We start from the raw sequence: 25432 nt of genomic DNA, 5'->3' as shown, positions 1-25432 counted from the left end.
TCCCGGCTGGGCTTTCGGTGTGTTGCGGGGTGTCAGGGGCGGCGGAGTGCCGCGATCTCGAAGACGATCGTCACCTTTGGGCTGACGAACAGCACGTCCGCTGCGTTCGCGGTCGCGCCCCAGTCCTTGCGGTTGATCAGGGCGCTGCCCTTGAAGCCGACGCGCAGGTCGCCCTGTGCGTCGTGCTCGCCGCCGGTCGTCTCGACGGTCAGGGTGAGCGGCCTGGTCGTGCCGCGCAGGGTCAGGTCGCCGGTCACCTCGAAGGTGGTTCCGTCGATCTGCCGCACCTCGGTCGAGGCGAAGGTGATGACGGGGTGGTTCTCCGCGTCCAGGAACTTGGCGCGCACCGGGTCGTCGCGGAACTTGTTGTGGCTCTGCAGGCTCTTCGAGTGGATCGTGAGCCGGATGCCGGACTTCGAGGGGTCGTCGCCGTCGAGCTGCGCACTGCCCTCGAACTCCTCGAAGTGCCCACGGACCTGGGGTCCGACCGAGTGCCGGGCGACGAAGCCGAGCCGGGTGCGGGCGGTGTCGAGGACGTACTCGCCGCTCAGCTCGCTGAGCTTGGTGATGGTTGACATTGCTTGGTCACTCCCGGTGGGAAAGAGGCAGTAAGCGTTCGGTGCAACCGGTCACTGGAGAAGGCGTCATGGAGCGTGGATCGACCGTGGAGGCTCGAACATACCGCCGGGGTCGGCGCCCCTCCGGGCTGCTCGAGCGCAGGACCACCCTGAGTCAAGTGGTTCGACGCACCCTTCCGGATGGCGTACTGTTGGGTTTACCGACGCGGGGTGGAGCAGCTCGGTAGCTCGCTGGGCTCATAACCCAGAGGTCGCAGGTTCAAATCCTGTCCCCGCTACTGAAGGCCTGAGGCCGGGAAGCATCAGCTTCCCGGCCTCAGGTGTTTCCGGCCTTAGGCGTTTCCCGGGTTCAGAAGTTTCCCCGGCCCGTAACCCGGTCGGCCCACACCAGCTCGCACCCTCCCCCCGCTCCGGGAACCCTGAGTGGAGCGCGGTCATGGGCGCGGAGTCGGCGGGAGACAAGCGGTGGGGCAGCGAGGAGGACCCGACGGCAGGGGGGTCAGGGAGGGCAGGGGTGCCACCGGTACCGAGCGTGCCTTCGTGCGGGTCCTGCCCCTGCTGCTGCTCATCGTCGGTGTCGCCTACGACGTGTCGACCCCGCCGGAGTTCACCGCCGCCCCGCTCTTCACGGCGGCCCCGCTGATCGCCGCTCCCTTCTACTCGCTGCTCAGCACCGTCCTGACCGGTGCGGCGGCCACCGGCACCGTCCTCCTCCTTCACTACTTCCTGCACTACGGCAACCGCGTCAGCAGCAGCCATGTCGAGGCCGTCACCGAAGTGGTCACCGTGGCGACCGTCGCCGCCCTCGCGATCGTGATCAACCGTGTCGTGCGCCGCGGCAACGACCGGCTCGCCATCGCCCGCTCCATCTCCGAGGCGACCCAGCGCGCCGTGCTGCCCGCGCCGGACCCGCGCATCGGCGGCCTGGACATCGCGGCGCGGTACGAGGCCGCGCAGGCCGACGCGTTCATCGGGGGCGATCTGTACGCCGTGCAGGACACCCCGCACGGCGTGCGGCTCATCGTCGGTGACGTACGCGGCAAGGGCATGGGCGCGGTCGCGGCGGTCGCCGTCGTCATCGGCGCGTTCCGGGAGGCCGCCGAGCAGGAGGCCACCCTGGAGGCGGTGGCGCAGCGCCTGGAGCGGGCGCTGGCGCGTGAGGGCACCCGGCGCGACGGCCTCGACGCGTTCGAGGGGTTCACCACCGCCGTCCTCGCGGAGATCCGGCACGGCGAGGGTTCCGTACGCCTGATCAACCGCGGGCATCCGCCGCCGCTGCTGCTGCGCGGCGACGGGCGGCTGTGCGTCATGTCGGCGACCGAGCCCGCGCTGCCGCTCGGCATGGGCGACCTGGGGTTCTGGCCGGACCGGGCGGACGAGTCGGAGTTCCCGCCCGGCGCGACGCTGCTCTTCTACACGGACGGCCTGTCGGAGGCGCGGGACGCGGCGGGGGAGTTCTACGATCCCGCGGCGCGGCTCGGCGGGCGGATCTTCCCGGGCCGGGGCGGCCCGCACGCGCTGCTCGCCGCCCTGGCGGGGGAGGTGCGGCGGCACACCGGGGGCGCCATGACGGACGACATGGCGCTGCTCGCGGTGCGGCGGCCCGCCGCCGGCGATCCGGAGGTCACCACCGGTGACTGAAGTGCACCCCTCCGCATAACAACTGACACACTGTCAAGGAAATGTGAAGCTCCGGTGTTTGAAGGTCGGGGGTCAACTCGCCCCGGTCCGCACCCCCGTGTCCCGGTACGTACAGCCGATCAGCGTTAACGATCAACCCGAACGGCTTGGAATACGGACCCCCTGTCTATTAACGTTCGATAACGCAGCGCGGTCGTCCCAGCCGTCACTAGAGACGGCTCCGCGCGCACGCGCCTAATCCCGCAAGGGAGCCGGGGAACCACCAACTTGGGGTGAATCGGGCAGCTGTGCCTCCGTGCCAGGTGTTCGTAGGAGACCTTCCTGCTCCGAACCCGTCAGCTAACCCGGTAGGCGAGAAGGAAGGAAAGGAGCGCGCCCCAGTGGCGTCCAACCGGCCTGCCCCCCGCGCCGTGTACGTACCGAATGACGACGACTTCGGCTCGTACGACCAGGGCCCCCTCGAAGCGTTCGAGGAGTGGAACCCCACCGAGGAGTCCATCCGTCCCGTCCGCGGCAGGCACCGCGTGCACAAGAAGAGCGGCGGCGGGCTCGCCCGCAGCTCCACCGTGCTCGGCGTGGGCGTCATCGCCGCCGTCGGCGCCGGCGGCATCGCCACCGCGCAGGACGGCAAGCCGCCGGTCTCCATATCCCTGCCCGACCTGCCGGGCGTGGGCGCCGTCGCGGACTCGCTGCCCGCCGCCGAGTCCCTGCCGGGCGTCGGGTCCCTGATGTCCGACGGCTCGCCGGAGACCACCACGGCCGCGGCCGCCGCCCCGCTCACCGCCGCCGGTGTCAGCACCGCCGACGCAGAGCAGGGCACCGCCGACGCGGGCGAGGCGCTGCGCGCCCGCATCATGCAGCAGGCCGAGAACCAGCAGGAGCAGGCGGACACCGCCGTGCGGACCGCGGCCGAGGAGGCCGCCGTCAAGAAGGCCGCCGAGGAGGCCGCCGACCAGCAGAAGGCGGCCGAGAAGGCGGCGGACGCCAAGGCCGCGGCCAAGAAGAAGAAGGAAGAGGAGGCCCGGAAGGCGAAGGCGGAGGCCGAGCGCCGCGCCAAGCTCGCCAAGAGCTACGCCATCCCCACCTCCTCGTACACGCTTACGTCGCACTTCGGTGATGCCGGTTCCATGTGGTCCTCCGGGCACCACACGGGTCTGGACTTCGCTGCTCCCACCGGTACCCCGCTCAAGGCCGTGCACACCGGCACCGTCAAGGAAGCCGGCTGGGCGGGCGCGTACGGCTACCGCACCGTCCTCGAGCTGGAGGACGGCACGGAGGTCTGGTACTGCCACCAGTCCTCGCTCAACGTCAGCGCCGGCCAGAAGGTCAGCACGGGCGACGTCATCGGCCGCGTCGGCGCGACGGGCAACGTCACAGGGCCCCACCTCCACCTGGAGGTCCACACGCCCGGCGGCTCCGGGATCGACCCCCTCGGCTGGCTGCAGAGCAAGGGCCTGAACCCCTGACGTAACCCCGGGACGCGGACCCACCCCCCCTTACTGGAAGACTCCGGCGGTCCTGGCGACAACCCCCCGACGCCAGGGCTGCCGGTCCGGTGAACGGAATTCCGTTTCCGGCCGCGGTGTTGAGGGGCATATGACTTCTCTTCGTACGCTTGGCTCTTCCGACCTCGAGGTCTTCCCGCTCTCCCTCGGCGGCAACGTCTTCGGCTGGACCGCGGACCGGACGGCGTCCTTCGCCGTCCTCGACGCCTACACCGCGGCCGGCGGCAACTTCATCGACACCGCCGACGTCTACTCGGCCTGGGTCGAGGGCAACCAGGGCGGCGAGTCCGAGACCCTCATCGGCGAGTGGCTGACCGAGCGCGGCAACCGCTCCGACGTCGTCATCGCCACGAAGGTCGGCGCGCACCCCGAGTACAAGGGCCTCTCCGCCACCACCGTCAAGGCCGCCGTCGACGCCTCACTGCGCCGCCTCGGCACCGACTACATCGACCTCTACTACACCCATTACGACGACCCGTCGGTCCCCGTCGAGGAGATCATCGGCGCGCTCGACGAGCTGGTGCGGGCCGGCAAGGTGCGGGCGATCGGGGCCTCCAACATCACCCCCGAGCGGCTCCAGGAGTCCCTCGACCTCTCCGACCGCGAGGGCCTCGCGCGGTACGTCGCGTTGCAGCCGCACTACAACCTCGTCTCCCGCGACACCTACGAGGGCCCGCTCCAGGAGGTCGCCTCCCGCTCCGGCCTCGCGGCCGTCCCCTACTACGCGCTCGCGTCCGGCTTCCTCACCGGCAAGTACCGCAAGGGCGTCCAGGTGGAGAGCGCGCGGAGCGGCCGGGCCGAGGAGTACGCGGGGAGCGAGCGGGGCGACCGTGTCCTCGCCGCGCTCGACGAGATCGCCGGGGCGCGGGGCGCCCAGGTCGCGACCGTGGCGCTCGCGTGGCTCGCGGCACAGCCCACCGTGGCGGCGCCGATCGCCTCCGCGCGCACGGTGGAGCAGCTGCCCGCCCTGCTCGCGGTCGGCGACCTGGAGCTGACGGAGGCGGAGGTCGCGGCGCTGACCGCGGCGTCCGCCTGACGCCTGACGCCTGACGCCTGACGTCTGACGCCCGGCGGTCAGCTGTCGCGGTAGGGGTTGTACGTCGGGTAGCCGTACGCCGGGTAGGGCTGCGGCTGCCCGTACGGGGGTGGGGCTTGGCCGTACGGCTGGTGCGGTGCGTGGGGCGTGTAGGGCGCTTGGGGTGCGTGGGACGTGTAGGGCGTGTACGGCATCGGGGGGCGGGCCGGCGCCGTCGCCCCGGCCGCGTACGCCAGCGCGGGGCGGGACGGTTCGCGGCGCTCCCAGAGCTTTTCCAGAAGCTCCCGCTCGCGTACGACGAAGTCGGCACCGGCCCGCCCGAGACGGCCCCGGTGGCGCAGGAACGCGAGCGACGTCGCGTACATCTGGTACTCCGTGACCGTGCGGGCCGCGGCCTTTCCCCAGGTGTGCGAGGCGTAGTCGCGGGCCAGTGAGCGGGCGCGCATCGAGCCGAGCGCGTACGGCTCGGGCGGGGTGAGCCAGCCCGCCGCCGTGTACACGGGCAGCTCGGCGCGGATCATGCGCAGTTCGCGCTGCCGGGTCCAGATCGCCAGCCAGGTCAGCAGGCCGAACGCCGGGAGCATGAAGAGGGCGTACACGGCGAAGAAGCCGTACTCCCCGAAGACCGCCGAGCCGTTCCACAGCGCGTGCATGCCCATCGCGAGCAGCAGCCCGGTGAGCGGGAGCAGCACGCGGCGCAGGTTGCGGTGCCGGGCCGAGAGCGCGGCGATGCCGAAGCCGATGCCGGTCAGGACCGTGAACAGCGGGTGGGCGAACGGGGACATGACGACGCGTACGAAGAAGGTCGCGGCCGTCACCGACGCGAGGCCGCTCTCGCGGCTCAGCTGGTCGGTGACGAAGGCGTTACCCAGATAGAGGATGTTCTCGGTGAACGCGAACCCGGTCGCGGTCACCCCGGCTATGACGATGCCGTCGACGATGCCGGTGAAGTCGCGTCTGCGGAAGAGGAAGACGAGCAGTACGGCCGCCGCCTTGGCGCTCTCCTCGACGATCGGGGCGATGACGGTGGCGCCGAGGGTGTCGGCGCTGCTGGGGTCGGCGGTGGCGGTGGCTATCCAGCGGATCGCGAAGCTGTTCGCGACGATCGCTATGAGTGCGGCCGCGCAGGCGCCCCAGGAGAAGGAGAAGAGGAGGTTCCGCCAGGGGCCCGGGGCCACCCGGTCCAGCCAGCGGAACGCGGCGACGAGCAGCGGCACGGGCACGGTCGCGAGGCCGAGCCCGACCAGGAAGCCCTCGGTGCCGGTCTGCTCCCTGACCAGGGCCAGGATCACCAGGCCGGAGAGGGCGAGCAGGGTGACGAGCGCGGCCCCGCGTATCGCGCGCCGCTGCCACCACCGGACGTGGCGCAGCGCCCCCGGGGCGGGCGCCTCGGGGGGTATCGGATACGGAGGACTGGTGGCCACGTCGTCGACCCTAACGAGGGCGGCGGGCGACCGCGACGGTGCCTCAGTCCTGGGGCGGCGTGACTTGGCCCTGGGGCGGGGTGATTCGGCTCTGGGCCGGTGTGACTCGGCGGAAGAGCAGGTCGTGGACGACGTGCCCCTTGTCCAGGCCCTGGCCCTCGAAGCGGGTGCGGGGGCGGAAGTCGGGGCGGGGCGCGTAGCCGCCGTCGGGCTGGGTGTTCTCGAAGTCGGGGTGCGCGGTGAGCACCTCCAGCATCTGCTCGGCGTACGGCTCCCAGTCCGTCGCGCAGTGCAGCAGCGCGCCGGGCTTGAGGGAGGGCGCGGCCAGCGTCAGGAACTCCGGCTGGATCAGGCGGCGCTTGTGGTGGCGGGCCTTGGGCCAGGGGTCGGGGAAGTAGACGCGGAGGCCGTCGAGCGAGGCGGGCGCCAGCATCTCGCGGAGCAGGATGATCGCGTCGCCGTTGGCCACGCGGACGTTGGTCAGGCCGTTGCGCTCGGCGAGGGCGAGGAGGTTGCCCTGTCCTGGCGTGTGCACGTCGACGGCGAGGATGCCGGTGTCCGGGTCGGCGGCGGCCATCTGGGCGGTGGCCTCGCCCATGCCGAAGCCGATCTCCAGGACGACGGGCTTGGCGGACGGTGTCTCACCGTCCCCGAAGAGCTCGGCGAGGTCCAGGGTGCGCAGCCCGTCGATGTCCAGCCCCCACATGGGCCAGAGCCGACGCAGCGCGTCCTCCTGGCTGGCGGTCACCCGGCTGCGGCGGGGCTGAAAACTACGGATCCGCCGCTCGTGGTGCGACCCCGCGGGATCGGGCGAGGGCCCACCGGGAAACCGCGGCGCAGCCTGCGCCCGGCCACCGGCCCGGGAGACATCGGAACTGCCGGAACCGCCGGAGGCATCAGGGGTACGGGAAGAGTCAGACACAGTGCGGCAATTTTACGGGGCGGGTGGGGGTGGGGGTGTGCCTTGGGAGGGGGCGGGGAGGGGCGGGGAGCGGCGATCAGGTGTGCCGGGCCCCCGGGTGCCTCACTCGCCCCGCAGCGCGTTGAGCGCCCGGCGGGCGACCTCTCTGCCTACGGGGAGGGAGGCCGTCGCGGCCGGCGAGGGTGCGTTCAGGACGTGGACCGTGCGGGCGCCCTCGCGGATCAGGAAGTCGTCGACCAGCGTGCCGTCCCGCAGGACCGCCTGGGCGCGGACGCCCGCGGGGGCCGGGACCAGGTCGGCGGGGCGGACCGCGGGCAGCAGCCTGCGCACCGCGTCGGTGAAGGCGGACTTGGATGCGGAGCGGCGCAGCTCACCCGCCCCGTAACGCCAGTGGCGGCGGGCCAGGTGCCAGGAGCCGGGCCAGCCGAGGGTCCCGGCGAGCTCACGGGGGCGGACGACCGACCAGTCGTACCCCTCGCGGGCGAGCGCGGGGACCGCGTTCGGCCCCACGTGGACGCCGCCGTCGATGCCTCGGGTGAGGTGGACGCCGAGGAAGGGGAAGGCCGGGTCGGGCACGGGATAGACGAGGCCGCGCACCAGCTCGGGGCGGGCCAGCTCGAAGTACTCCCCCCGGAACGGAACAATCCGCATGGCCGGGTCGTCGCCGGTGAGCCGCGCGATCTCGTCGCAGTGCAGCCCTCCGCAGTTGACCAGGACCTTGCCGCGGACCACGGAGCCGTCGGCGGTGCGGACCGCGACGCCGCGGTCGGAGCGGCGGTCGATGCGGACGGCCTCACCGGCCGCGCCGTACCGGATCTCGGCGCCGGAGGCGTCGGCCAGGTGCTGTGCCACCGCGCTGTAGTCGCATATCCCCGTGGTGCCGACGTGGATGGCGGCGAGGCCGCGGACCTCCGGCTCGTACTCGACTATCTGGGCGGGGCCCAGCTCGCGCACCGGGATGCCGTTCTCCCTGCCGCGCTGGACCAGGGCGTGCAGCCGGGGCAGCTCCGCGCGCTCCGTGGCGACGATCAGCTTGCCGGTGACCTCGTGCGCGATGCCGTACTCCGCGCAGAACTTGACCATCTCGGCGGCGCCCCGGACCGCATACCTCGCCTTGAGCGAGCCAGGGCGGTAGTAGATCCCGCTGTGGATCACGCCGCTGTTGCGGCCCGTCTGGTGGCGGGCGGGGCCCGGCTCCTTCTCGAGAACCGTGACCGAGGTGCCGGGAGCGCCGCGCGTGAGGGCATACGCCGTCGCGAGCCCGACGATGCCGCCGCCGATCACCAGCACGTCGCAGTCGTACGCGACCTTCTTCACCGCGCCTCACCTCCCACCACAGATAGTGCCCTGCGCCACTGACAACGCCGCCAAACCTCGGGCGCCGGTTCCTCCCCCACCGCTCCGCGCCGGTTAACCCGGCCTCAGCCGGCGGTTCACCGGGGAGTGAGGCGGGACCGGGCCTACGCCGGGGCCACCAGCAGGGGCCTGGCCCGCTCACGGAGCTCGACCACCCGCGGCTCGTCCCCGTACGGCTCCAGGCGGTGCAGCAGGTCCTTCACGTACTCCGTGGTCCTCGCGGAAGAGATCCGTCCGGCGACCTCGAGCGCCCGCGTCCCCTGCTCGCACGCCGCGTCGAGGTTCCCGGACTCCAGCTCGGCGACCGCCGACACCACGAGGCGTAAGCCGTGCGAGCGGACGAACTCCTCCGTGGGGCGGGACAGCGCCTGTTCCGTGAAGCGCCGCACCTGCCGGGGCGCCTTCAGGTCGCGGTAGCACTCGGCGGCGTCGGCGGCGAAGCGGTCGTATCCGTAGAAGCCGAGCCAGGTGGGGTCGTGGTCGCCGTCCCTGGCCCGCTCCAGCCAGCCCTCGGCGGCCCGCAGCGCCGCCCCCGCGGCCTGCGCGTCGTTGGCACGCGCGTGTGCCCGCGCCTCGACGAGGCGGAAGAAGCTCATGGTGCGGGCGGTGGCCAGGCCCCTGTTCCGCTCCAGGGCGGCCTGCGCGAGGTCGACCCCCTCGTCCCCGAAGCCGCGGTACGTCGCCTGGAGGGACATGGACGCCAGGACGTACCCCCCGAGGGGGACGTCGGCCGCCGCGCGCGCGAGCCGCAGCGCCTGGATGTAGTAGCGCTGGGCGGCCTCCTGCTGGCCGGTGTCGAAGGCCATCCACCCGGCGAGGCGGGTCAGCTCGGCCGACGCTCCGAAGAGGGCGCGTCCGACCTCGTCTGAGTACGAGCCGAGCAGCAGGGGTGCCGCCTCGACACGCAGGCACTCCGGAACCATCGAGGAACGCCAGTCGCCGCCCCCGTACTTGGAGTCCCAGCGGCGGGCGTCCTCGGCGGCCTCCCGCAGTTTCAGTACGTCGCTGTGGCCGACCTTCATCGGCGCGCCGCTGTCGTCGGCGTGCACGGCGTCGCGGGGCGTCTCGCGCGAGACGTCGCGTGCGACGGAGCTGTCGGCCGGGGTTATGAGCCAGCGCGACGCGGGTGTCGCGTACGCGCTGACGGCGAAGGAGCCGGCGAGGGACTGCCAGATCCCGCCGCCCGCGCGCCGGCCCGCCAGATCGAGGCGGTACAGCTCGGTCGCGGACTTCACCGCCGCGCCCACGTCACGGGGGAAGGCGAGGCCCACCTCCGGCGCGGGGTCGGCGTCCGCCAGGCCGATCTCGTGCAGCGGCACCGGGCGGCCGAGCTTCTGTCCGATGGCCGCCGCGATCAGGTGCGGGGCGGCGCCCTGCGGCACCATGCCCTTGGACACCCAGCGGGCCACCGATGTCTTGTCGTAACGGAGCGTCAACCCGCGTTGTGCGCCGAGGTCGTTGACCCGGCGGGCGAGTCCCGCATTGCTGATTCCCGCGAGGGCGAGAACGGTGCCGAGCTTTTCGTTCGGCCCGCGTTGCTCCCTGGACATGCGCCACCCCTCGGACACAGACGGCTGCCGGGCAGTGCTGGACCGCTCGGCATTCGTGCTGCGTTCCCCCGGGGGCAGCCCTGCCCGAACCGTCGTGCGCGCCGCGATTCCGGGCGTCCTGCCCCGGGCTCCGCGCACGGTGGCCGGAATGGCGGCCGCAAGAGCGTTTGGCCGATCCTCCAGGTATATGCCTCCGCGAAAACATCAGCACACACAGCGTAGTTCGCCGCATCCCAAGCGTTAAGAGGCGCAGTTCCGGATGGCGAGATTGTTGTCCGTGCGGAAGTGCGCCGACGGCGACGCGTGCTCCTGCCGTGTGGCCGTGCGCCCGTGTGTGCGCTCTTCTCCGGCCATGGGGGGAGCGCTTCCATTGGCGATGCGTGGGTCGGCCCGCTGCGCTGGAGTCAGTGGGCTGGGGGACACCGCCGCCTCCATCCCCGCGGGCGGCGGACCGGTCCGGGAGGCGAACACCGCCTCCCGGGCTGTGTGTTGCCCTCGAACGGTTCCGCCGTGGGCCCATCACAGGCCGATTTGGCCGAAAAGCATCTCTGTACAGGAGCGGGTATTTCGCCCACGAGCGTGGAGTGCGCCCACACTCGTGAGGACCGCGTACGCCCTGCGCACTGGACGCTCGCAAGGCACGCTCAAGGCACACCCAAGGCGCAGCCAAGGCATCTCTGAGGCGTCTCTGAGGCGTCTCCAAGGAGAGCACCTTCGTTCTACGCTTCAACCACCGCTCGCCCAGGGTGCATTCACCGCCGCTCCAGCGGCCCCGCAGCCCTTCCCGCACGCCTCCTTCGTGGCAGCATGGGACCCCCAGATCCGTCCACAGCCTGTGGAGGCAGCGATGCGGTGGTTGGTGGGGTGGAGCAGTACCACCGCGAGACCCTCGGTGGTGGGCTCGGCCGGAGCCACCGGTGACGACGGCGAGGCCGTGCACCCCGTGGGCTCCCAACTCCTGTGGGGCGACCCGGATCCGCTCTGGGCGGTCGGCGACTGGCGGGCCGACGAAGTACGGACAGTGACGGCCGACGCGCAGACCCGCATCGCGGTCCTCGGCGTCTGCGGAGCCTCCGACGAGGAGCTGCGGGTCGGCCTCTTCGCCGCCCGCGGCGGCGCCCTGCGCCATCTGACCGCCTGGTCCGGCAGTTACACGGCGGTCGTCCAGGTCGGCCGCCGCGTCATGATCGCCGGCGACCTCGCGGGCGCCCGCCCCGTCTTCTTCACCCCCTGGGCGGGCGGCACGGCCTACGCGACGGCCGCCCTGCCGCTGGCCGACCTCATCGAGGCCCACCTGGACATCGGCCACCTCGCCGCGCTGCTCGCCGCCCCCGACGTCCCCGAGGCACTGCACGACTCCACCCCGTACCAGGGCGTGCGACGCGTACCACCGGGGCACGCGCTGATCCTGCGCGCGGGCGCACGGGAGATCGCCGGGTACGAGCCGGTGGCCTCGCTGGCCGTCGCGGCGCCCACGGCCGACGCCGACAGCGCCGTGGACGGCGTCCGCGATGCCCTCATCGAGGCGGTACGCGCCCGCCTCACCGCCCCGCGCCACGTGCCGGGCATGGACGTCGACCCGGGACCGGTGCCCGGCATGGGGCCCGCGGAGCGGCGTGCGGCGCGGGGCATGCCGGTGCCCGGCATCGGAGCCGACCTCTCCGGAGGACCCGCTTCGGGAACCCTCGCTCTCCTTGCGGCCGGTCTGCCCGGGATGCCGGGCACGGTCCTCGGGCACGGCACGGGCGCGGGCGAGCGTCTCCTCGCCGTCACCTTCAACGACCTGGCTGTCGACGGCCGCGAGGCCGAGCTGGAGCGGGCCGGCGCCATCGCCGCCAACCCCCGCCTGCACCACGTGGTCGTCGCAGCGGGCGAGGAAGCCCTGCCCTACGCCGACCTCGACGGGCCGCTGACGGACGAGCCGAGCTCCACCCTGGTGACCGCCCAGCGCCACCGCGCGCGGCTCTCCTCGGGCAGCGCCGACCACTTCACGGGCCACGGCGCCCGGCAGGTCCTCGACGCCCACCCCGCCCGCCTCGCCGACCTCCTCATGGACCGCAGACGGCGCCACATGGTGCGTCCCGTCGCGGCGCTGGCGAAGGCCGACGGCTCGGTGCTCGTCCCCGCGCGCGTGTACGGCGCCGCCCGCAAGCTCGCCCGCATGCCGCACCGGGCGGGCGTCGAATCGCTCGCCGACCGGCTGCTGCACCGCCGCTTCGACGAACCGGGCGGAGCGGTGGGGGCGTCGCTCGCCGCCCTCGCGTGGGCCAGACCGGGCCCCGCCGCGCGCTGGCTCACCGGAGAGGCCCTCGCTGAAGTATCGGTTCGTCTGCAGGACACCACCATGCGTCCCGGCGGCCCCGGCCAGCGCCCCGGCGAGTTCCGCGCGCGGGCGGCCCTCGCCCGGCACGCCGCGGACCTGCGCGTCCTGGAACAGGCGGCCGAGGTGCGCTTCCAGCGCCTGCACGCCCCCTTCCTCGACAACCAGGTCGTCCGCGCCTGCCGCGCGCTCCCCGAGGCCCTCCGCGTCCAGCCCGGCGCGCGGGCCGCCATCCTGCGCACCGTCCTCGAAGGCGCCGGGGTCGCCGACCTGCCGGCCGGCTGGGGCGCCCCGTCCCACACCTCGAACGCGGTCGCCGCCCGCACGGGGCTCCGCGGGGCGGTGGACGGCCTCATCGCCCTCTTCGACACGCCGCTCCTCGCCCAGGCGGGCCTGGTCGAGGCCCGCGTCATCCGCAAGGCCCTGCGCGCGGCCGCCGAAGGAGAGCCGCTCCCGCTGGACGGCCTGGCCGACCTGGTCTCCACCGAGCTGTGGCTGCGCCGACTGCTGTCGCGAAGAGGAACGTGCTGGACGGGCACTCCAGCACGGCAACGAGCCGTTCCTACGGGGAGTGTGGTTCCGGAGAGGGGCGCACTAGGAGCGGGGCGGTAGCGGTACGGCGCCCCGCGACAGCGGTACGGCGCCCCGCGACAGCGGTACGGACCCCCCTGACATGCGCCCGGAAAGAAAGCACGCGCCCCCAGACACCTGTACGGGGAGAATGACGTGGTGCGGTACCGAATCCTGGGCGCCACCGAGGCGTACGACGACCAAGGCGCCCCCCTGCCCGTGGGGGGCCAGCGGCTGCGCGCCCTCCTCGCCGCCCTCGCGCTCCACGCGAACCGCACGGCCACCGTCGCCACCCTCATCGACGAGGTCTGGGCCGACGACCCGCCGGCCGACGCCCCCGCCGCCCTGCAAGCCCTCGTCGGCCGGCTGCGCCGCGCACTCGGCAAGGACGCCGTCGCATCGGCCCCCGGCGGCTACCGCCTCGCCGTCGCCCCCGCCGACGTCGACCTGCACCGCTTCGAGGAGCTCACGCGCGAGGGCAGGGCGGCCCTGGACCACGACGACCCGGCCCGCGCCGCCCGCACCCTGCGCGACGCCCTCGCCCTGTGGCGCGGCCCCGCCCTCGCCGACCTGACCGACCGGACCGCCGCGGCCCGCCCCGAGGCCCTGCGCGCCGAGGCCGTCCGCGCGCGGATCGAGGCGGACCTGCTCCTCGGCCGCGCCCCCGACGTCGTACCGGAGCTGCGGGAGCTGACCACCGCACAGCCGTACGACGAGACACTGCGCGCCCTGCTGATCCGCGCCCTGCGCGACGCCGGGCGCGGGGCGGACGCGCTCGCCGCCTACGAGGAAGCGCGCCGGTCCCTCGCCGACGGTCTCGGCACCGACCCGGGCCCGGAACTGCGGGCGCTGCACGCGGAGTTGCTGGCGGGACCGGAGCGATCGGAACGACCGGACCGACTGGAGCGACCGGCGCTAGAGGGACAGAGACCGGCCGAACCCGATCCGTCGCCGTCACTGTCGCCGTCACCCTCGTCGTCGCAGGCACACCGACGCCCCGGCAGAACCGAGCAGAACGGGAACATCCGCACCCGCTTGACGTCTTTCGTCGGCCGGGAACCCGAACTCGCGGCCATCCGTTCAGACCTGCACAGAGCCCGCCTCGTCACCCTCACCGGACCGGGCGGCTCCGGCAAGACCCGCCTCGCCGAGGAAGCCGCCGCCGGGCATCCGCAGGCATGGCTGGCCGAGCTCGCCCCGCTCGACCACCCGGAGGCGGTGCCCGGCGCTGTCGTCAGCGCGCTCGGTCTGCGCGAGACCGTGCTCATGACCAGCGAGCTGTCCGCCCCGCAGGACGACCCGATCGCCCTGCTCGTCGAGTACTGCGCGCCGCGCAGCCTGCTCCTGCTCCTTGACAACTGCGAACACGTCATCGGTGCCGCCGCCGAGCTCGCCGAGGCCCTCCTCACCCACTGCCCGGGCCTCACCATCCTCGCCACCAGCCGTGAACCCCTGGGCGTGCCGGGCGAGTCGGTGCGCCCCGTGGAGCCGCTCCCGCCGGACCCGGCCCACCGGCTCTTCAGCGAGCGGGCCGTGGCGGTGCGGCCGGGCTTCGACCCCGAGGAGGACGCGGCGGCCGTCGCCGAGATCTGCCGCAGGCTCGACGGTCTGCCGCTCGCCATCGAGCTGGCCGCCGCCCGCCTGCGGCTGCTCACCCCGCGTCAGATCGCCGACCGCCTCGACGACCGCTTCCGCCTCCTCACCAGCGGCGCCCGCACGGTCCTGCCCCGCCAGCAGACGCTGCGGGCCGTCGTCGACTGGTCCTGGGACCTCCTCGACGACGCCGAGCGGACCGTGCTGCGCGAGGCGTCCGTCTTCGCGGGCAGCTGGGACCTCCCCGCGGCGGAGGCCGTCTGCACCGCACCCGCCACCGATCTGATCGGCGCCCTGGTCGACAAGTCCCTGATCGTGGCCGTCCCGGACGCCGGCTCCGCGGACGGCGGCATGCGCTACCGCCTCCTCGAGACCATCCACGAGTACGCGACGGAGCGCGCCGCCGAGACCCCCGAGCTCCTCGCCGCGGCCGAGGCCCGCCACTCGGCGTACTTCGCGGACCTCGTCGCCCGCGCCGAGCCCCTGCTCCGCTCCGCGGAGCAACTGCCGTGGATCACCCGCATGGAGACCGAGCTGGACAACATCCGGGCGGCCCTCCAGCGCACCGTCGAGTCCGGCGATGTGGCGTCGGCGATCGCGATGGTGCTGCACACGGGCTGGTTCTGGTGGCTGCGGAACTACCGCAGGGAGGGCGCCGACTGGTTGGCCCGCGTCCTGGACCTCGCCCCGCCCGGCCTCCCGGCGGAGGACGACCCGCTCTACTGGCCGTGGATGAACCTCCACCTGCTGCACCTGTGCCTGATCGCGGAGTCCAGCCCCGTGGACTCCCTGTCCCACCAGGGCGAGCGGACCGACCCGGAGCGCGTCGCGGCGCTGCGTGCCGCCTTCGAGAGGCCGGTGCCGGAGGCCGCCCGCTTCCCCGGGCTGCTCTGGCCCTTCACCGTCTTCCTCACCGGCGGCACCCATGAGGACGCGCTCGCCCCGCTGAACCGGACGATCGAGAACTGCCGCAGGTACGGCGGGGACTGGGACCTCGGCGTCATCCTCATGTTCCGCACCCACATGGCCGTCGACATGCCGGGCAACCTCTCGGGCGTCGACGAGGACCTGGCGGAGCTGCGGGAGCTGAGCCGCCGCGTGGGTGACCGTTGGATGCGGGCCCAGGTGTGCGGCGCCGCGGGCGAGGCCGCCATGGCCCGCAGCCACCACGAGGAGGCCCGCGGGGAGTACGACGAAGCGCTGCGCCTCGCCTATGAGGTGGGTGCCTATGCCGAGGCGCCGTTCCTGCTCGCCCGGCTCGCCGAGATCTCCTACCGCGAGGGCGACCGGAGCGTCGCGTCGAAGCTGCTCGACGAGGCGAGCCGGGAGGCCGACCGGTACGGGGTGACGGACTCCCGTGCCTTCGTACGCCTGCTGCGCGCGCTCATGGTCCTGGAGGACGGGGACGTCGCCGAGGCCCGCAGGCTGTTCCAGGAGGCACGCGGCGAGTCCTCGTACGGCAACTCGCCGCCCCCGCAGTTCGAAGCGGGCCTGGACGGTATGGAGGCCCGCATCGTCGCGGCCGAGTCGGGGCCGGCCGCGGGCCTGCCACTCGCCGTCGAAGCGGTGCGCACGGCGTGGACGACCCGGTGCTCCGAAGTGATCGTGGCGTCCCTGGTGGACAGCACCGCCGTGCTCCTGTGCGACCTCGGCGACCATCCGCGCGCGGCCCGGCTGCTCGCCGTCGCCACATCCCTGCGCAACGGCAACCCGCGCCCCATGCCGGAAGCCATGGAGGCCGACCGCGTGGAGCGCGAGGCGCTGGCCGCGCTCGGCCCGGAGGGGTACGAGCGGGAGCGCGCCGCGGGCAGCGCCCTGACGGTCGACGAGGCCATCGCCGAGGTGACCGAGGCGGTGCCTCCGTCCCCACCCCCGCCCCCGCCGCCGCAGGACAGGCCCTAAGGCCTGCGGCCGAACGGGCCCTGGACCTCTACGTGCAGGACATCCGCGACTGCGCCCAGTCCGCGAGGGCCGTCGTGTCGAACGGCGTGTGCGGTTCGACGACGAGCCGGACCGTCTTGCGGCCCGTCAGGTTCACATGCACGGGCACCGCCGGGTCACCGCCCCTGACCAGCGGGGACTGCCACAACCGCGCCCCGTCCCCGTACACGGAGAAGCGCACCTTGCCGAGCCCCATCGTCATGTCGTCGATCCCGACGACCGCGTCGTACGTCGAACAGCTGCGGTTCAGGTCGATGGTGACGGACGACCTGCCGTGCACGGTCACGCCGTGGGAGTACCGCTTGTCGCCGACCGAGAGGCCCCAGCGCTGCCACACCCAGCTGCTCTCGGCGAGCCGCATCTCGGGCTCGGTGCCGTCGCCGGTGAGGCCGTACCGCAGCTCGTTCCACTGGTAGACCTTCGGGGCCGGTGGCGGTGGCGGTGGCGGAGGCGGCTTCGGGGTCGGCCTGGGCGGTGTGGGGGTGGGCTTCGGGGCGGGCGGGGGCGGCTTCGGCCTGGGCTTCTCCTTCGCGGGCGGCTCCGGCTTCGGCGTGGGCGTGGGCGTCGGAGTGGGCGTCGGGCTGGGTTTCGCGGCCGGCACGGGCGGCGGGGGCGGCTTCGGCTTCGGCGACGGCGGCTTCTGCGGCACGATCGACTCGGACACCGCGGGCTCCTTGGCCTTCGGCGGCCGGTCCTCCTTGGGCTTGCCGCTGCCTCCGGTGAGCGCGATCGCCGCCGCGACACCGGCCGCCACGACGACGCTCGCCGCGATACCCGCCTTCGCCGGGGCGCCGAGACCTTCGGAGGCGGCGGCACCGCCCGCCGCCGAACCACCGGCCGACCCGCTCGCCGCCGCCGCACCGGCCCCCGCGGCGCCCGCTCCCGCGGTGCCGCCGCCGACGAGCGCGGCCACCTTCGCGTACCCGGCGGCACCGAACCAGCCGATGACGGCGATGGGCACGACCGCCGGGATGCCGCTGGCGACATCCTTGATCTGGCCCGCGGCGAGCCGGCACTTGGCGCACTCCTCCAGATGCTTGCGCAGCCCCCGCTCGGCACGGGTGCGCAGGCCGCCGCGGGCGTAGGCACCGAGCCGGTCGGCGTAGCGCGCGCACTCCTCGCTCTCGGTCAGCGTGGCGCTGACGTGCGCCTGCAGATAGGCCTGCTTCAGGCCCTCGCGGGCGCGGCTCGCCAGCACGCGCGTGCCGTTCGCGTCGAGGCCGAAGAGCGTGGCGACCTCGCTCGGCGACTCCTCCTCGACCTCGGTGTGCCACAGCACGGCCTGCCAGCGCTCCGGCAGGCTCCGGAAGGCCTGCATGGCCATCGACTGCTCGGCCTCGTGCATCGCGCGGACGTCCGCGCCGAGTTCCAGGCCCGCTCCGAAGGAGCCGATGGACGCGGTGTCGTCGGAGACCTCGGCGCCGCGCGCCGCCTGCGCGGCGAACACCGCGAAGTCGTCGACCAGCTGCTCCCGCTTCGCCGACTTCGTCCACCCGGCGGCGACCCGCCGCACGGTCGTGAGCAGATAGGCACGCACGGCGTGCTCGGGTCCGCTGCCGCCGCGCACCGCCTGCAGCATGCGGGCGAACACCTCGGCGGTGAGGTCGTCGGAGGTGTGGGCGTCCCGGCAGCAGGTGCGCGCATAGCGGCGCACGGCTTCGGCGTGGCGGCGGTACAGCTCCTCGTACGCGGAGTCGTCGCCGGAGCGCATCCGGGCGATCAGGTCGGCATCGGACACCGGGGCCGCCTCGCCGCCCTCGCGCTGTGGTGGCACGCGCGATCCACCGGTCTCCGTGCCGCCGCCCGAGGGAGCCCCCTCGCCGAACCCGGCGGACGACTCGTCCGGACCGTCAACACTCATCGCGGAACGCCCCCGGTTGCACACTCAGACCCGATTACCGGGAAAGAGTGACACACGGGCGTGCCGAGGCCGACGGTGCGGACGTTCAACCACCCGTCCGGGGCGATTTACCGCAATGGAGCACTAACTTTCACTCGTTCGGGGAAGGCTCAACGATCGCTGCCTGACGCGACGTTGAGCCTTCCGCCGGATGACCCGACCGGTTACGCGGGCCGGGACCGCAGCCCTTCGAGCAGGATGTCGAGGAGCCGCGAAGAGGCCGCCGCCTGCTGCGCCGCGTCGGGCAGCGAGGGCGCCGCCGTCGCTATCACCAGCAGGACGTCGGACACCGTCACGTCCGCGCGCAGCTCACCCGCGGCGCGGGCCCGGTCCACGAGCCGGCCGACGACGTCGAGCAGAGTCGCCGCGCCCGCGTCGTCGCCCAGGGAGGCCGTCTCCTCCACGGGCGCCTGGCGCTGTTCGATCAGACGCAGGTCGGGGGAGTCCGGGGCCGGCTGCCGCTGCTGCGGCACCCGCGCCTCGTCCTCCTTGGGGGCGCCGTCCTCGACGCTCACCCGCAGCACCTGCGGCGGCAGTAGCCGCCCCGCACCCGACGCCACGGACGTCCGCAGGAAGCGCGAGAGCGCCGACCACGGTTCGTCCTCCTGCCCGAGCGCCGCACGCGCCTGGTCCGTCAGCCGGGAGGTCTCCTCCTCGGCTATCCGCCTGACCAGCACGTCCTTGCTCGGGAAGCGTCGGTAGACAGTGCCGACACCGACCCGCGCGCGGCGCGCCACGTCCTCCATCGGCGCGCCGTACCCCAGCTCGCCGAAGACTTCGCGTGCCGCCCTGAGCACATGTTCGAGATTGCGCTGTGCGTCGACACGCAGCGGTGTCGTGCGCGCTCCTTCCCCCATGTCACGTCCGTTCCCGCTCGGGCCGACTGCTGATGCCGGCACGGCGGCGGAAGTCCAGTGAGTCTCCTGAATGTGCATACACGTTCCCCCGGTAATGACGTCTCCCCCCGGAGACACTCCCCGCCATTGGCTACCGACGTGTGAGGAGCGAGCCCTTCCGGCGGGCCGTGAATCCGGCCCGACGAGCGCATCCCCCGACACCCCGACGTCCCACGAACATAGTTGAGCGGGAGTCAATTCAGAAGAGGCGGGTTCCGCACAGCGCGCCCCCCGATCGGAGTACGCGCCCTTTCCGGCCTTGTCGCACCCCCCTTCTGCCCCCTCCTCGCCCATGCTGACCTGGGCACCTCCGCCGCCCCGCGGCACGCCGCCGGGCCTTTCCCGCACACCGCTTCCGGTCACACAAATTGCCGGGCCTGTGGACAAACTCCGGAGCCGGGTGCGTCATGGGATGGTGAAGGCTGCGATCTCCCGGGGGATGACCCCCGTACCTCCGGACTGTGTGCGCATTCTCGTCGTCGGCGGCGGCTACGTCGGCATGTACACCGCGCTGAGACTCCAACGAAAGCTGAAACGGGAGCTCAAGCGGGACGAGGTCGAGATCGTCGTGATCACCCCCGACCCGTACATGACGTACCAGCCGTTCCTGCCCGAGGCGGCGGCCGGCTCCATCTCGCCGCGCCACGTCGTCGTGCCGCTCCGCCGCGTCCTCGACCAGTGCCGGATCGTCATCGGCGAGGTCGAGACCGTCGACCACGCCAAGCGCACCGCGACGTTCACCACCCTCGCCACCGAGGAGGAGGGCGCCGGGCCCGTCCAGATCGCGTACGACCACCTGGTGATGGCCCCCGGCTCCATCGCGCGCACGCTGCCCGTGCCCGGCCTCGCCGAGTACGCCATCGGCTTCAAGACCGTCGAAGAGGCCATCGGCCTGCGCAACCACGTCATCGAGCAGATGGACATCGCCTCCTCCACCCGCGACCCCGCGATCCGCGACGCCGCCCTGACCTTCGTCTTCGTGGGCGGCGGTTACGCGGGCGTCGAGGCGCTCGGCGAGCTGGAGGACATGGCGCGCTACGCCTCGCGGTACTACCACAACATCAAGCCCGAGGACATGAAGTGGATCCTCGTCGAGGCGACGGGCCGCATCCTGCCCGAAGTCGGCGAGGAAATGGGCAAGTACACGGTCCGCGAACTGCGAAGGCGCAATATCGACGTACGCCTCGACACGCGCCTTGACTCCTGCGAGGACCGCGTGGCCGTCCTCAGCGACGGCGCCCGCCACCCCACCCGCACCGTCGTCTGGACCGCGGGCGTCAAACCCCACCCCGTACTCGCCGCGTCGGACCTGCCGCTGAACGAACGCGGCCGCCTCACCTGCACCCCACAGCTGACCGTCGAAGGCACCACGCACGCGTGGGGCGCGGGAGACGCCGCCGCGGTCCCCGACGTCACGGCGGACAAGCCCGGCACGGAGTGCGCGCCCAACGCACAGCACGCCGTGCGCCAGGCCAAGGTCCTCGGCGACAACATCATCGCGTCACTCCGCGACCGGCCACTCCAGGAGTACACCCACAAATACGTGGGCTCCGTCGCCTCCCTGGGACTGCACAAAGGTGTCGCGCACGTCTACGGACGCAAGCTGAAGGGCTACCCTGCCTGGTTCATGCACCGCGTCTACCACCTGAGCAGGGTGCCGACCATCAACCGCAAGTCCCGAGTGCTCGCCGAATGGACCCTGTCCGGCCTGTTCAAACGCGAGATCGTCTCCCTGGGGTCGCTCGAACACCCCCGTGCGGAGTTCGAACTGGCGGCCGGTGGCGAACGCCCGAAGGAGTCCTCCTGACCGGAGTCAGGAACTCCCCGCACGGGACCGGCGTCTGACGGTTGTCAGTCCGTTCGGTCAGACTGTTCGTGTGACCATGGGCAGGCCGTCAGGCCGACACCAGGGACGTCCGATCGCGACATGCTGTGTTCCCGATCCAGAAGCGACACCACGAGGCCTACCGCAGTGAACTTCACGCGCTGGAGCGCCCGGCTCCCCGGAACGCAGCGCCGCGCAGCAGCGCGGACCGAACAAGCGATCGCCCCGGCACCGCGCGGGGACGGCTCCGTCCCCGCGGCCCGCGCCGAGCGGCCCACCGACGGAGCGGAGCCGCCGTCCCCGGACGGCACCGCGGCAGGCCCAGGACCCGGCGGCATCGACGAGCTGCCGATCCGCGAGGTGCTCGACCGCATCCCCGCCCTCGTCGCCCTGGTGCACGGCACCGACCACCGCATCGCGTACGTCAACGACGCGTACGTGGCCGCCTTCGGCCCCCGGCCCGTCGGCGAGACCGCGCGCGTGGCACTGCCCGAGCTGGAGGAGCTGGGACTGCTGCCCCTCCTGGACCAGGTCCTGCGCAGCGCGAAGCCGCGCACCGTCAAGTCCCGCAAGGCCTCCTCCGGCCGCTCGTACACCTTCACGTGCACCCCCGTCCCCGTGACGCTGCCGCTCGGCGGCTCCGCCGCGGGCCCCGAAGAGGGCGGCGGCGTCCTCGTGTTCGCCGCCGACGTCACCGACCACGCCGAGGCGGCCGAGCGGCTGCGCACCAGCGAGCGGGCCCAGCGCGAGACGGCCGTCACCCTCCAGAAGTCCCTCCTGCCCCAGGAGCTGGAGCAGCCCGACGACCTCCGCATCGCCGCCACGTACCAGCCGGGCGGCACCGAAGCCGCCGTAGGCGGCGACTGGTACGACGTGATCACCCTCGGCGGCGGCCGCACCGCCCTCGTCATCGGCGACGTGATGGGCCGCGGTGTCCGCGCGGCGGCCGTCATGGGCCAGCTCCGCACCGCCGTGCGCGCGTACGCCCGCCTCGACCTGCCCCCGCACGAGGTCCTGCAGCTCCTCGACGGCCTCGCGTCGGAGATCGACGCCAGCCAGATCGCCACGTGTGTCTACGCAGTGCACGACCCGAACGAAGGAAGCCTCGTCTACGCATCGGCGGGCCACCTCCCCATCCTCGTCCGCGACGAGAACGGCACCATCCACCGCGCGGAGGAGCCCACCGGACCCCCGCTCGGCACCGGCGGCTGGCTGCACACCTCGGGATCCGTGCCGCTCGGCCCCGGCTCCACCGCCGTCCTCTACACGGACGGCCTCGTCGAGCGCCGCAGCGAGGACATCGACGAAGGCGTGGCCTCCCTGGAGCGCGCCCTGGCCGGCGCCACCGGCACACCCCAAGTGGTCTGCGACCGCCTGATCCGCGCCCTCGGAGTGACCGCCGACCACGACGACGACGTCGCCGTCCTGGTCCTCCAGCACCCCGCCCGCGCCGGCTCGGACGCCGAGCTCTTCAGGAACGCCGCACTGGAGCTCCTCGGCGGCGTGGAAGCGGCTCCACGCGCGCGTGCCTTCGCCACCGGCGTCCTCGCCAGCTGGCGCTTCTCCCCGGAACTGCACGACCTGGGCGTCCTCGCCGCCAGCGAACTGGTCGCCAACTCCCTCCAGCACGGCACCCCGCCGATGCGCCTCCGCCTGCGCCGCACCGACCGCCGGCTGATCATCGAGGTCACCGACGGCGACGACCACCTGCCGCGCCGCCGCCGCGCCGAGCCTGCCGACGAGGCGGGACGCGGCATCGCCATCGTCGCCACGATCGCGTCGAACTGGGGCTGCCGCCGCACACCGGGCGGCGGCAAGGCCGTCTGGTGCGAGTTCGCGCTCCCCAAGTAGCGCGCGTTACGCGTCGGCCGTGGCGGGCGCGGCCGTAGTAGGGCCGCCCTGCGCCACCACCGGGCTCTTGGCCAGCGAAGGCTGGTTCTGCACGGGGGTGAGCCCACGCCCGAGACGCACCGCGAGCACCGTGATACCCAGCGAGAACAGCACGAACGTCACGATGTACGGGACGTGCAGCGCGGCGCCCATCGGCCCGCCCACGGCCGGGCCCACCGCGAGAGCGAGCTGCTTCACCAGGGCGAAAGCCGAGTTGTACTGACCGACCATGCCGCCCGGCGCGAGATCCGCGACCAGCGGAGCGACGGTCGGCGACAGCATCGCCTCACCGAGCCCGAAGAGGGCGTACGTCGACACGAACGCGGCGGTCGCCATCGCCTGGCTGCCGTGCCCGAGCCCGGCGTAACCGGCGAGGAGCCACGCGAAGGCCCAGATCAGACCCACGGCCGCGATCACCCGGGACCGCTTGCGCCGCTCGACGAACTTCAGGACGGCGAACTGCGCGATCACGATCACCGCCGTGTTGGCGGCCAGCGCGATGCCGAGCGTCGACGGGGAGATCCCCGCGGCCTCCACGCCGTACGCGGAGAGACCCGACTCGAACTGCCCGTAGCAGGCGAAGAAGATCACGAAGCCGAGCACACACAGCTGCACCATGGCCTTGTGCTTCAGGAGCGCGCGCATGCCGCCCCGCGGGGCCGAGGCGTCCCTGGGCATCGCGTCCTGGATGGACGGCGCGTGCGGCAGCCGCACGGTCAGCGCGATGGCCGCGAGCACCAGGAACATCACGGACTCGATGGAGAACAGCAGCGTGAAGCTGCCCGGCCGGCTCTCGTCGACGATCTGGCCGCCGATGAGACCACCGATGCCGAGGCCCAGGTTCTGCAGGAAGAACTGCATCGCGAAGGACCGCGTCCGGGTGGCGGGCGTCGAGGACCACACGATCATCGTCGCCAGCGCGGGCTGCATCACGGCCGTGCCCGCGCCGAGCAGAGCCGCGGACAGGATCGCCGTCGTCTCACTGTCCGCGATGCCGAGCGCGACCGCGCCCACGGAGGCGACGACCGCCGCGCCCACCAGCACGGGGAGAGGGCCGCGACGGTCGATGACGCGGCCGGTGATGGGCAGGACGATCAGCGCGGCCATGGCGAAGGCGGCGAGCACGATGCCCGCCGCACTGGATCCCAGATCCCGGACCTGCGCCACATAGACGTAGAGGAACGGGACCGTGAAACCGATGCCGAACGCGCTCAGCGCGCTGCCTGCCTGGATACGACGCATCGCTGCGCCCATCGCCCTGGTCACTTTCACCTGCCTTAGGAGTTAGAAGTGAAGACTTCGAAGCTAAAGTTAGGATCTAAACAGTACACACTGAAGGACTTCAATGCCAAGCGGGCCCGTGCCATACTCGGCCCATGGGTGACACCCCCGGCCCGACTGAGCCGACACTTGAAGAGCAGATCGCCGCGTATCAGCGCGAGTTCCAGGACCTCGACCCGCAGGTCGAGCAGATCGTCTCGGCCCTCGGCCGCCTGAACCGCCGGATGAACGTGGCCTACGGCCGCCAGACGGCGACCCTCGGGATCAGCAACGCCGAGTGGGAGGTCCTCAAGGCCCTCGTCCTCTCCGGGGCCCCGTACCAAATGGGTCCGGGCGAGCTGGCCAAGCGGCTCGGCCTCACTCCCGCGGCCATGACCCACCGGATCGACCGCATGGTGGCGGAGGGCCTGGTCACCCGGGACCGCGACGAGACCAACCGGGTCCGCGTGATCGTCGAGCTGACCGCGGAGGGCCGCGAGAAGTGGCTGGAGGCGATGCGCCTGGCCACGGTCTTCGAGGAGGACCTCCTCCAGGACCTGTCCCAGGACGAGCGCGGCGCGCTGGGCGAGGTGCTCACCCGTCTTCTACGTCGCGTGGAGCACGCCCAGCCGGACGCCGGCGGACGCCTCACCGACCTGGACTGAACCGTCCTCCGGCGGGGCACAGGGTGGGGTTGACAGTCACCTGCTGGATCCGTAAGGTTCTTCGGGTTGCCACGGAGCCGTAACGGTTCTGCGACAGCACATCCCGCCGCTGATCGAGCGGCAAACCAAACTCAGCACGACCTCCCAACGGATGCAATTCGGCGTGCCCGAATTCAATTCCAAGGCTCGATTATGAGTCGCCGGGAAAACCCGCTAGAGTTTGAGACGTCGGAACGGCCCAACAGCCGCGAAGACACCTCCCGCTGACTGGGAGTCAGGCCCGAAAGGATCTGATAGAGTCGGAACCGCCGGAAAGGGAAACGCGAAAGCCGAAAGGCCGGAGCGGGAACCGGAAAGGCACCGAGGAAATCGGACACGAAAGAGTCTGATAGAGTCGGAAACGCAAGAACGAAGAACAAAAAGAAACACCGAAGGGAAGCGCCCGGAGGAAAGCCCGAGAGGGTGAGTACAAAGGAAGCGTCCGTTCCTTGAGAACTCAACAGCGTGCCAAAAGTCAACGCCAGATATGTTGATAACCCCGTCTCCAGCATCAGCTGGGA

Annotated in this window: 16 protein-coding genes, 1 tRNA gene and 1 riboswitch; of the genes, 9 read left to right on the top strand and 8 right to left on the bottom strand. The window is 72.5% G+C overall.

Annotated elements, in window-relative coordinates:
• Positions 1 to 32 precede the first annotated feature (32 nt).
• Positions 33 to 578 (bottom strand): YceI family protein, encoded by a 546-nt coding sequence (locus tag ACZ56E_RS26235; RefSeq protein WP_471217831.1) that lies wholly within the window; start codon positions 576 to 578, stop codon positions 33 to 35.
• Positions 579 to 782: 204 nt separating this feature from the next.
• Between ACZ56E_RS26235 and ACZ56E_RS26230 the strand changes: the two genes are divergently transcribed.
• The 4 genes from ACZ56E_RS26230 (at position 783) to ACZ56E_RS26215 (ending at position 4760) form a co-directional block, all read left to right on the top strand.
• Positions 783 to 856: transfer RNA gene (locus ACZ56E_RS26230), tRNA-Met, on the top strand.
• A 187-nt stretch (positions 857 to 1043) separates the two neighbouring features.
• Positions 1044 to 2219: a PP2C family protein-serine/threonine phosphatase gene (locus tag ACZ56E_RS26225; RefSeq protein ID WP_471217828.1), complete on the top strand. Its 1176-nt coding sequence runs from the start codon at positions 1044 to 1046 to the stop codon at positions 2217 to 2219.
• Positions 2220 to 2440: 221 nt separating this feature from the next.
• A riboswitch (cyclic di-AMP (ydaO/yuaA leader) is annotated at positions 2441 to 2588 on the top strand.
• An 11-nt stretch (positions 2589 to 2599) separates the two neighbouring features.
• Positions 2600 to 3685 carry a M23 family metallopeptidase gene (locus tag ACZ56E_RS26220; protein WP_471217827.1) on the top strand — a complete coding sequence of 362 codons (1086 nt, stop codon included), beginning with the start codon at positions 2600 to 2602 and terminating at the stop codon, positions 3683 to 3685.
• Positions 3686 to 3815: 130 nt separating this feature from the next.
• Positions 3816 to 4760 (top strand): aldo/keto reductase, encoded by a 945-nt coding sequence (locus ACZ56E_RS26215; RefSeq protein WP_471217825.1) that lies wholly within the window; start codon positions 3816 to 3818, stop codon positions 4758 to 4760.
• A 38-nt stretch (positions 4761 to 4798) separates the two neighbouring features.
• On the opposite strand, the gene ACZ56E_RS26210 is transcribed toward ACZ56E_RS26215, so the two are convergent.
• From ACZ56E_RS26210 to ACZ56E_RS26195, 4 genes are all read right to left on the bottom strand, one after another.
• A complete protein-coding gene (locus ACZ56E_RS26210; RefSeq protein ID WP_471217823.1) occupies positions 4799 to 6184 on the bottom strand; it encodes a PrsW family intramembrane metalloprotease in 1386 nt (461 codons plus the stop codon).
• A 43-nt stretch (positions 6185 to 6227) separates the two neighbouring features.
• The gene (gene trmB, locus ACZ56E_RS26205; RefSeq protein ID WP_471217821.1) at positions 6228 to 7106 is read right to left on the bottom strand and encodes a tRNA (guanosine(46)-N7)-methyltransferase TrmB; all 879 of its coding nucleotides are present in this window, start codon (positions 7104 to 7106) and stop codon (positions 6228 to 6230) included.
• A 102-nt stretch (positions 7107 to 7208) separates the two neighbouring features.
• On the bottom strand, positions 7209 to 8423 hold the full coding sequence (gene lhgO / locus ACZ56E_RS26200) for an L-2-hydroxyglutarate oxidase (RefSeq protein WP_471217819.1): 1215 nt from the start codon (positions 8421 to 8423) through the stop codon (positions 7209 to 7211).
• A 143-nt stretch (positions 8424 to 8566) separates the two neighbouring features.
• Entirely contained in the window at positions 8567 to 10012 is a 1446-nt protein-coding gene (locus tag ACZ56E_RS26195) for an MFS transporter (protein WP_468606921.1), read from the bottom strand.
• Positions 10013 to 10859: 847 nt separating this feature from the next.
• Here ACZ56E_RS26195 and ACZ56E_RS26190 point away from each other — a divergent pair.
• Together ACZ56E_RS26190 and ACZ56E_RS26185 are read left to right on the top strand one after the other, a co-directional pair.
• Complete coding sequence (locus ACZ56E_RS26190; RefSeq protein WP_471217816.1) at positions 10860 to 12944, top strand: asparagine synthase-related protein; 2085 nt, start codon at positions 10860 to 10862, stop codon at positions 12942 to 12944.
• A 117-nt stretch (positions 12945 to 13061) separates the two neighbouring features.
• A complete protein-coding gene (locus tag ACZ56E_RS26185; RefSeq protein ID WP_471218380.1) occupies positions 13062 to 16397 on the top strand; it encodes an AfsR/SARP family transcriptional regulator in 3336 nt (1111 codons plus the stop codon).
• Positions 16398 to 16425: 28 nt separating this feature from the next.
• On the opposite strand, the gene ACZ56E_RS26180 is transcribed toward ACZ56E_RS26185, so the two are convergent.
• Positions 16426 to 18297 (bottom strand): sigma-70 family RNA polymerase sigma factor, encoded by a 1872-nt coding sequence (locus ACZ56E_RS26180; protein ID WP_471217814.1) that lies wholly within the window; start codon positions 18295 to 18297, stop codon positions 16426 to 16428.
• Positions 18298 to 18500: 203 nt separating this feature from the next.
• Entirely contained in the window at positions 18501 to 19271 is a 771-nt protein-coding gene (locus ACZ56E_RS26175; protein WP_468606915.1) for a TetR/AcrR family transcriptional regulator, read from the bottom strand.
• 373 nt (positions 19272 to 19644) lie between these two features.
• Between ACZ56E_RS26175 and ACZ56E_RS26170 the strand changes: the two genes are divergently transcribed.
• Positions 19645 to 21039 carry an NAD(P)/FAD-dependent oxidoreductase gene (locus tag ACZ56E_RS26170; protein WP_471217812.1) on the top strand — a complete coding sequence of 465 codons (1395 nt, stop codon included), beginning with the start codon at positions 19645 to 19647 and terminating at the stop codon, positions 21037 to 21039.
• 165 nt (positions 21040 to 21204) lie between these two features.
• Positions 21205 to 22908 carry an ATP-binding SpoIIE family protein phosphatase gene (locus tag ACZ56E_RS26165; protein WP_471217810.1) on the top strand — a complete coding sequence of 568 codons (1704 nt, stop codon included), beginning with the start codon at positions 21205 to 21207 and terminating at the stop codon, positions 22906 to 22908.
• Between the two features lie 6 nt (positions 22909 to 22914).
• Here ACZ56E_RS26165 and ACZ56E_RS26160 read toward each other — a convergent pair whose 3' ends face one another.
• Positions 22915 to 24201, bottom strand: coding sequence for an MFS transporter (locus ACZ56E_RS26160; protein ID WP_471217808.1), 1287 nt, complete (start codon positions 24199 to 24201; stop codon positions 22915 to 22917).
• Between the two features lie 122 nt (positions 24202 to 24323).
• Here ACZ56E_RS26160 and ACZ56E_RS26155 point away from each other — a divergent pair, with 122 nt between their 5' ends.
• Complete coding sequence (locus ACZ56E_RS26155) at positions 24324 to 24872, top strand: MarR family winged helix-turn-helix transcriptional regulator (RefSeq protein WP_471217806.1); 549 nt, start codon at positions 24324 to 24326, stop codon at positions 24870 to 24872.
• The last annotated feature ends 560 nt before the right edge of the window (positions 24873 to 25432 follow it).

The organism is Streptomyces sp. NPDC039480 (genome assembly GCF_055597165.1).
This window is presented reverse-complemented; position numbering and strand designations above follow the sequence as displayed.

Bases quoted from the DNA above. Each gene is read 5' to 3' on its own strand.
- ACZ56E_RS26235 (WP_471217831.1), bottom strand. From the start codon at position 578: ATGTCAACCATCACCAAGCTCAGCGAGCTGAGCGGCGAGTACGTCCTC.
- ACZ56E_RS26215 (WP_471217825.1), top strand. From the start codon at position 3,816: ATGACTTCTCTTCGTACGCTTGGCTCTTCCGACCTCGAGGTCTTCCCG.
- ACZ56E_RS26195 (WP_468606921.1), bottom strand. From the start codon at position 10,012: ATGTCCAGGGAGCAACGCGGGCCGAACGAAAAGCTCGGCACCGTTCTC.
- ACZ56E_RS26190 (WP_471217816.1), top strand. From the start codon at position 10,860: ATGCGGTGGTTGGTGGGGTGGAGCAGTACCACCGCGAGACCCTCGGTG.
- ACZ56E_RS26180 (WP_471217814.1), bottom strand. From the start codon at position 18,297: ATGAGTGTTGACGGTCCGGACGAGTCGTCCGCCGGGTTCGGCGAGGGG.
- ACZ56E_RS26175 (WP_468606915.1), bottom strand. From the start codon at position 19,271: ATGCACATTCAGGAGACTCACTGGACTTCCGCCGCCGTGCCGGCATCA.
- ACZ56E_RS26170 (WP_471217812.1), top strand. From the start codon at position 19,645: ATGGTGAAGGCTGCGATCTCCCGGGGGATGACCCCCGTACCTCCGGAC.
- ACZ56E_RS26160 (WP_471217808.1), bottom strand. From the start codon at position 24,201: ATGGGCGCAGCGATGCGTCGTATCCAGGCAGGCAGCGCGCTGAGCGCG.
- ACZ56E_RS26155 (WP_471217806.1), top strand. From the start codon at position 24,324: ATGGGTGACACCCCCGGCCCGACTGAGCCGACACTTGAAGAGCAGATC.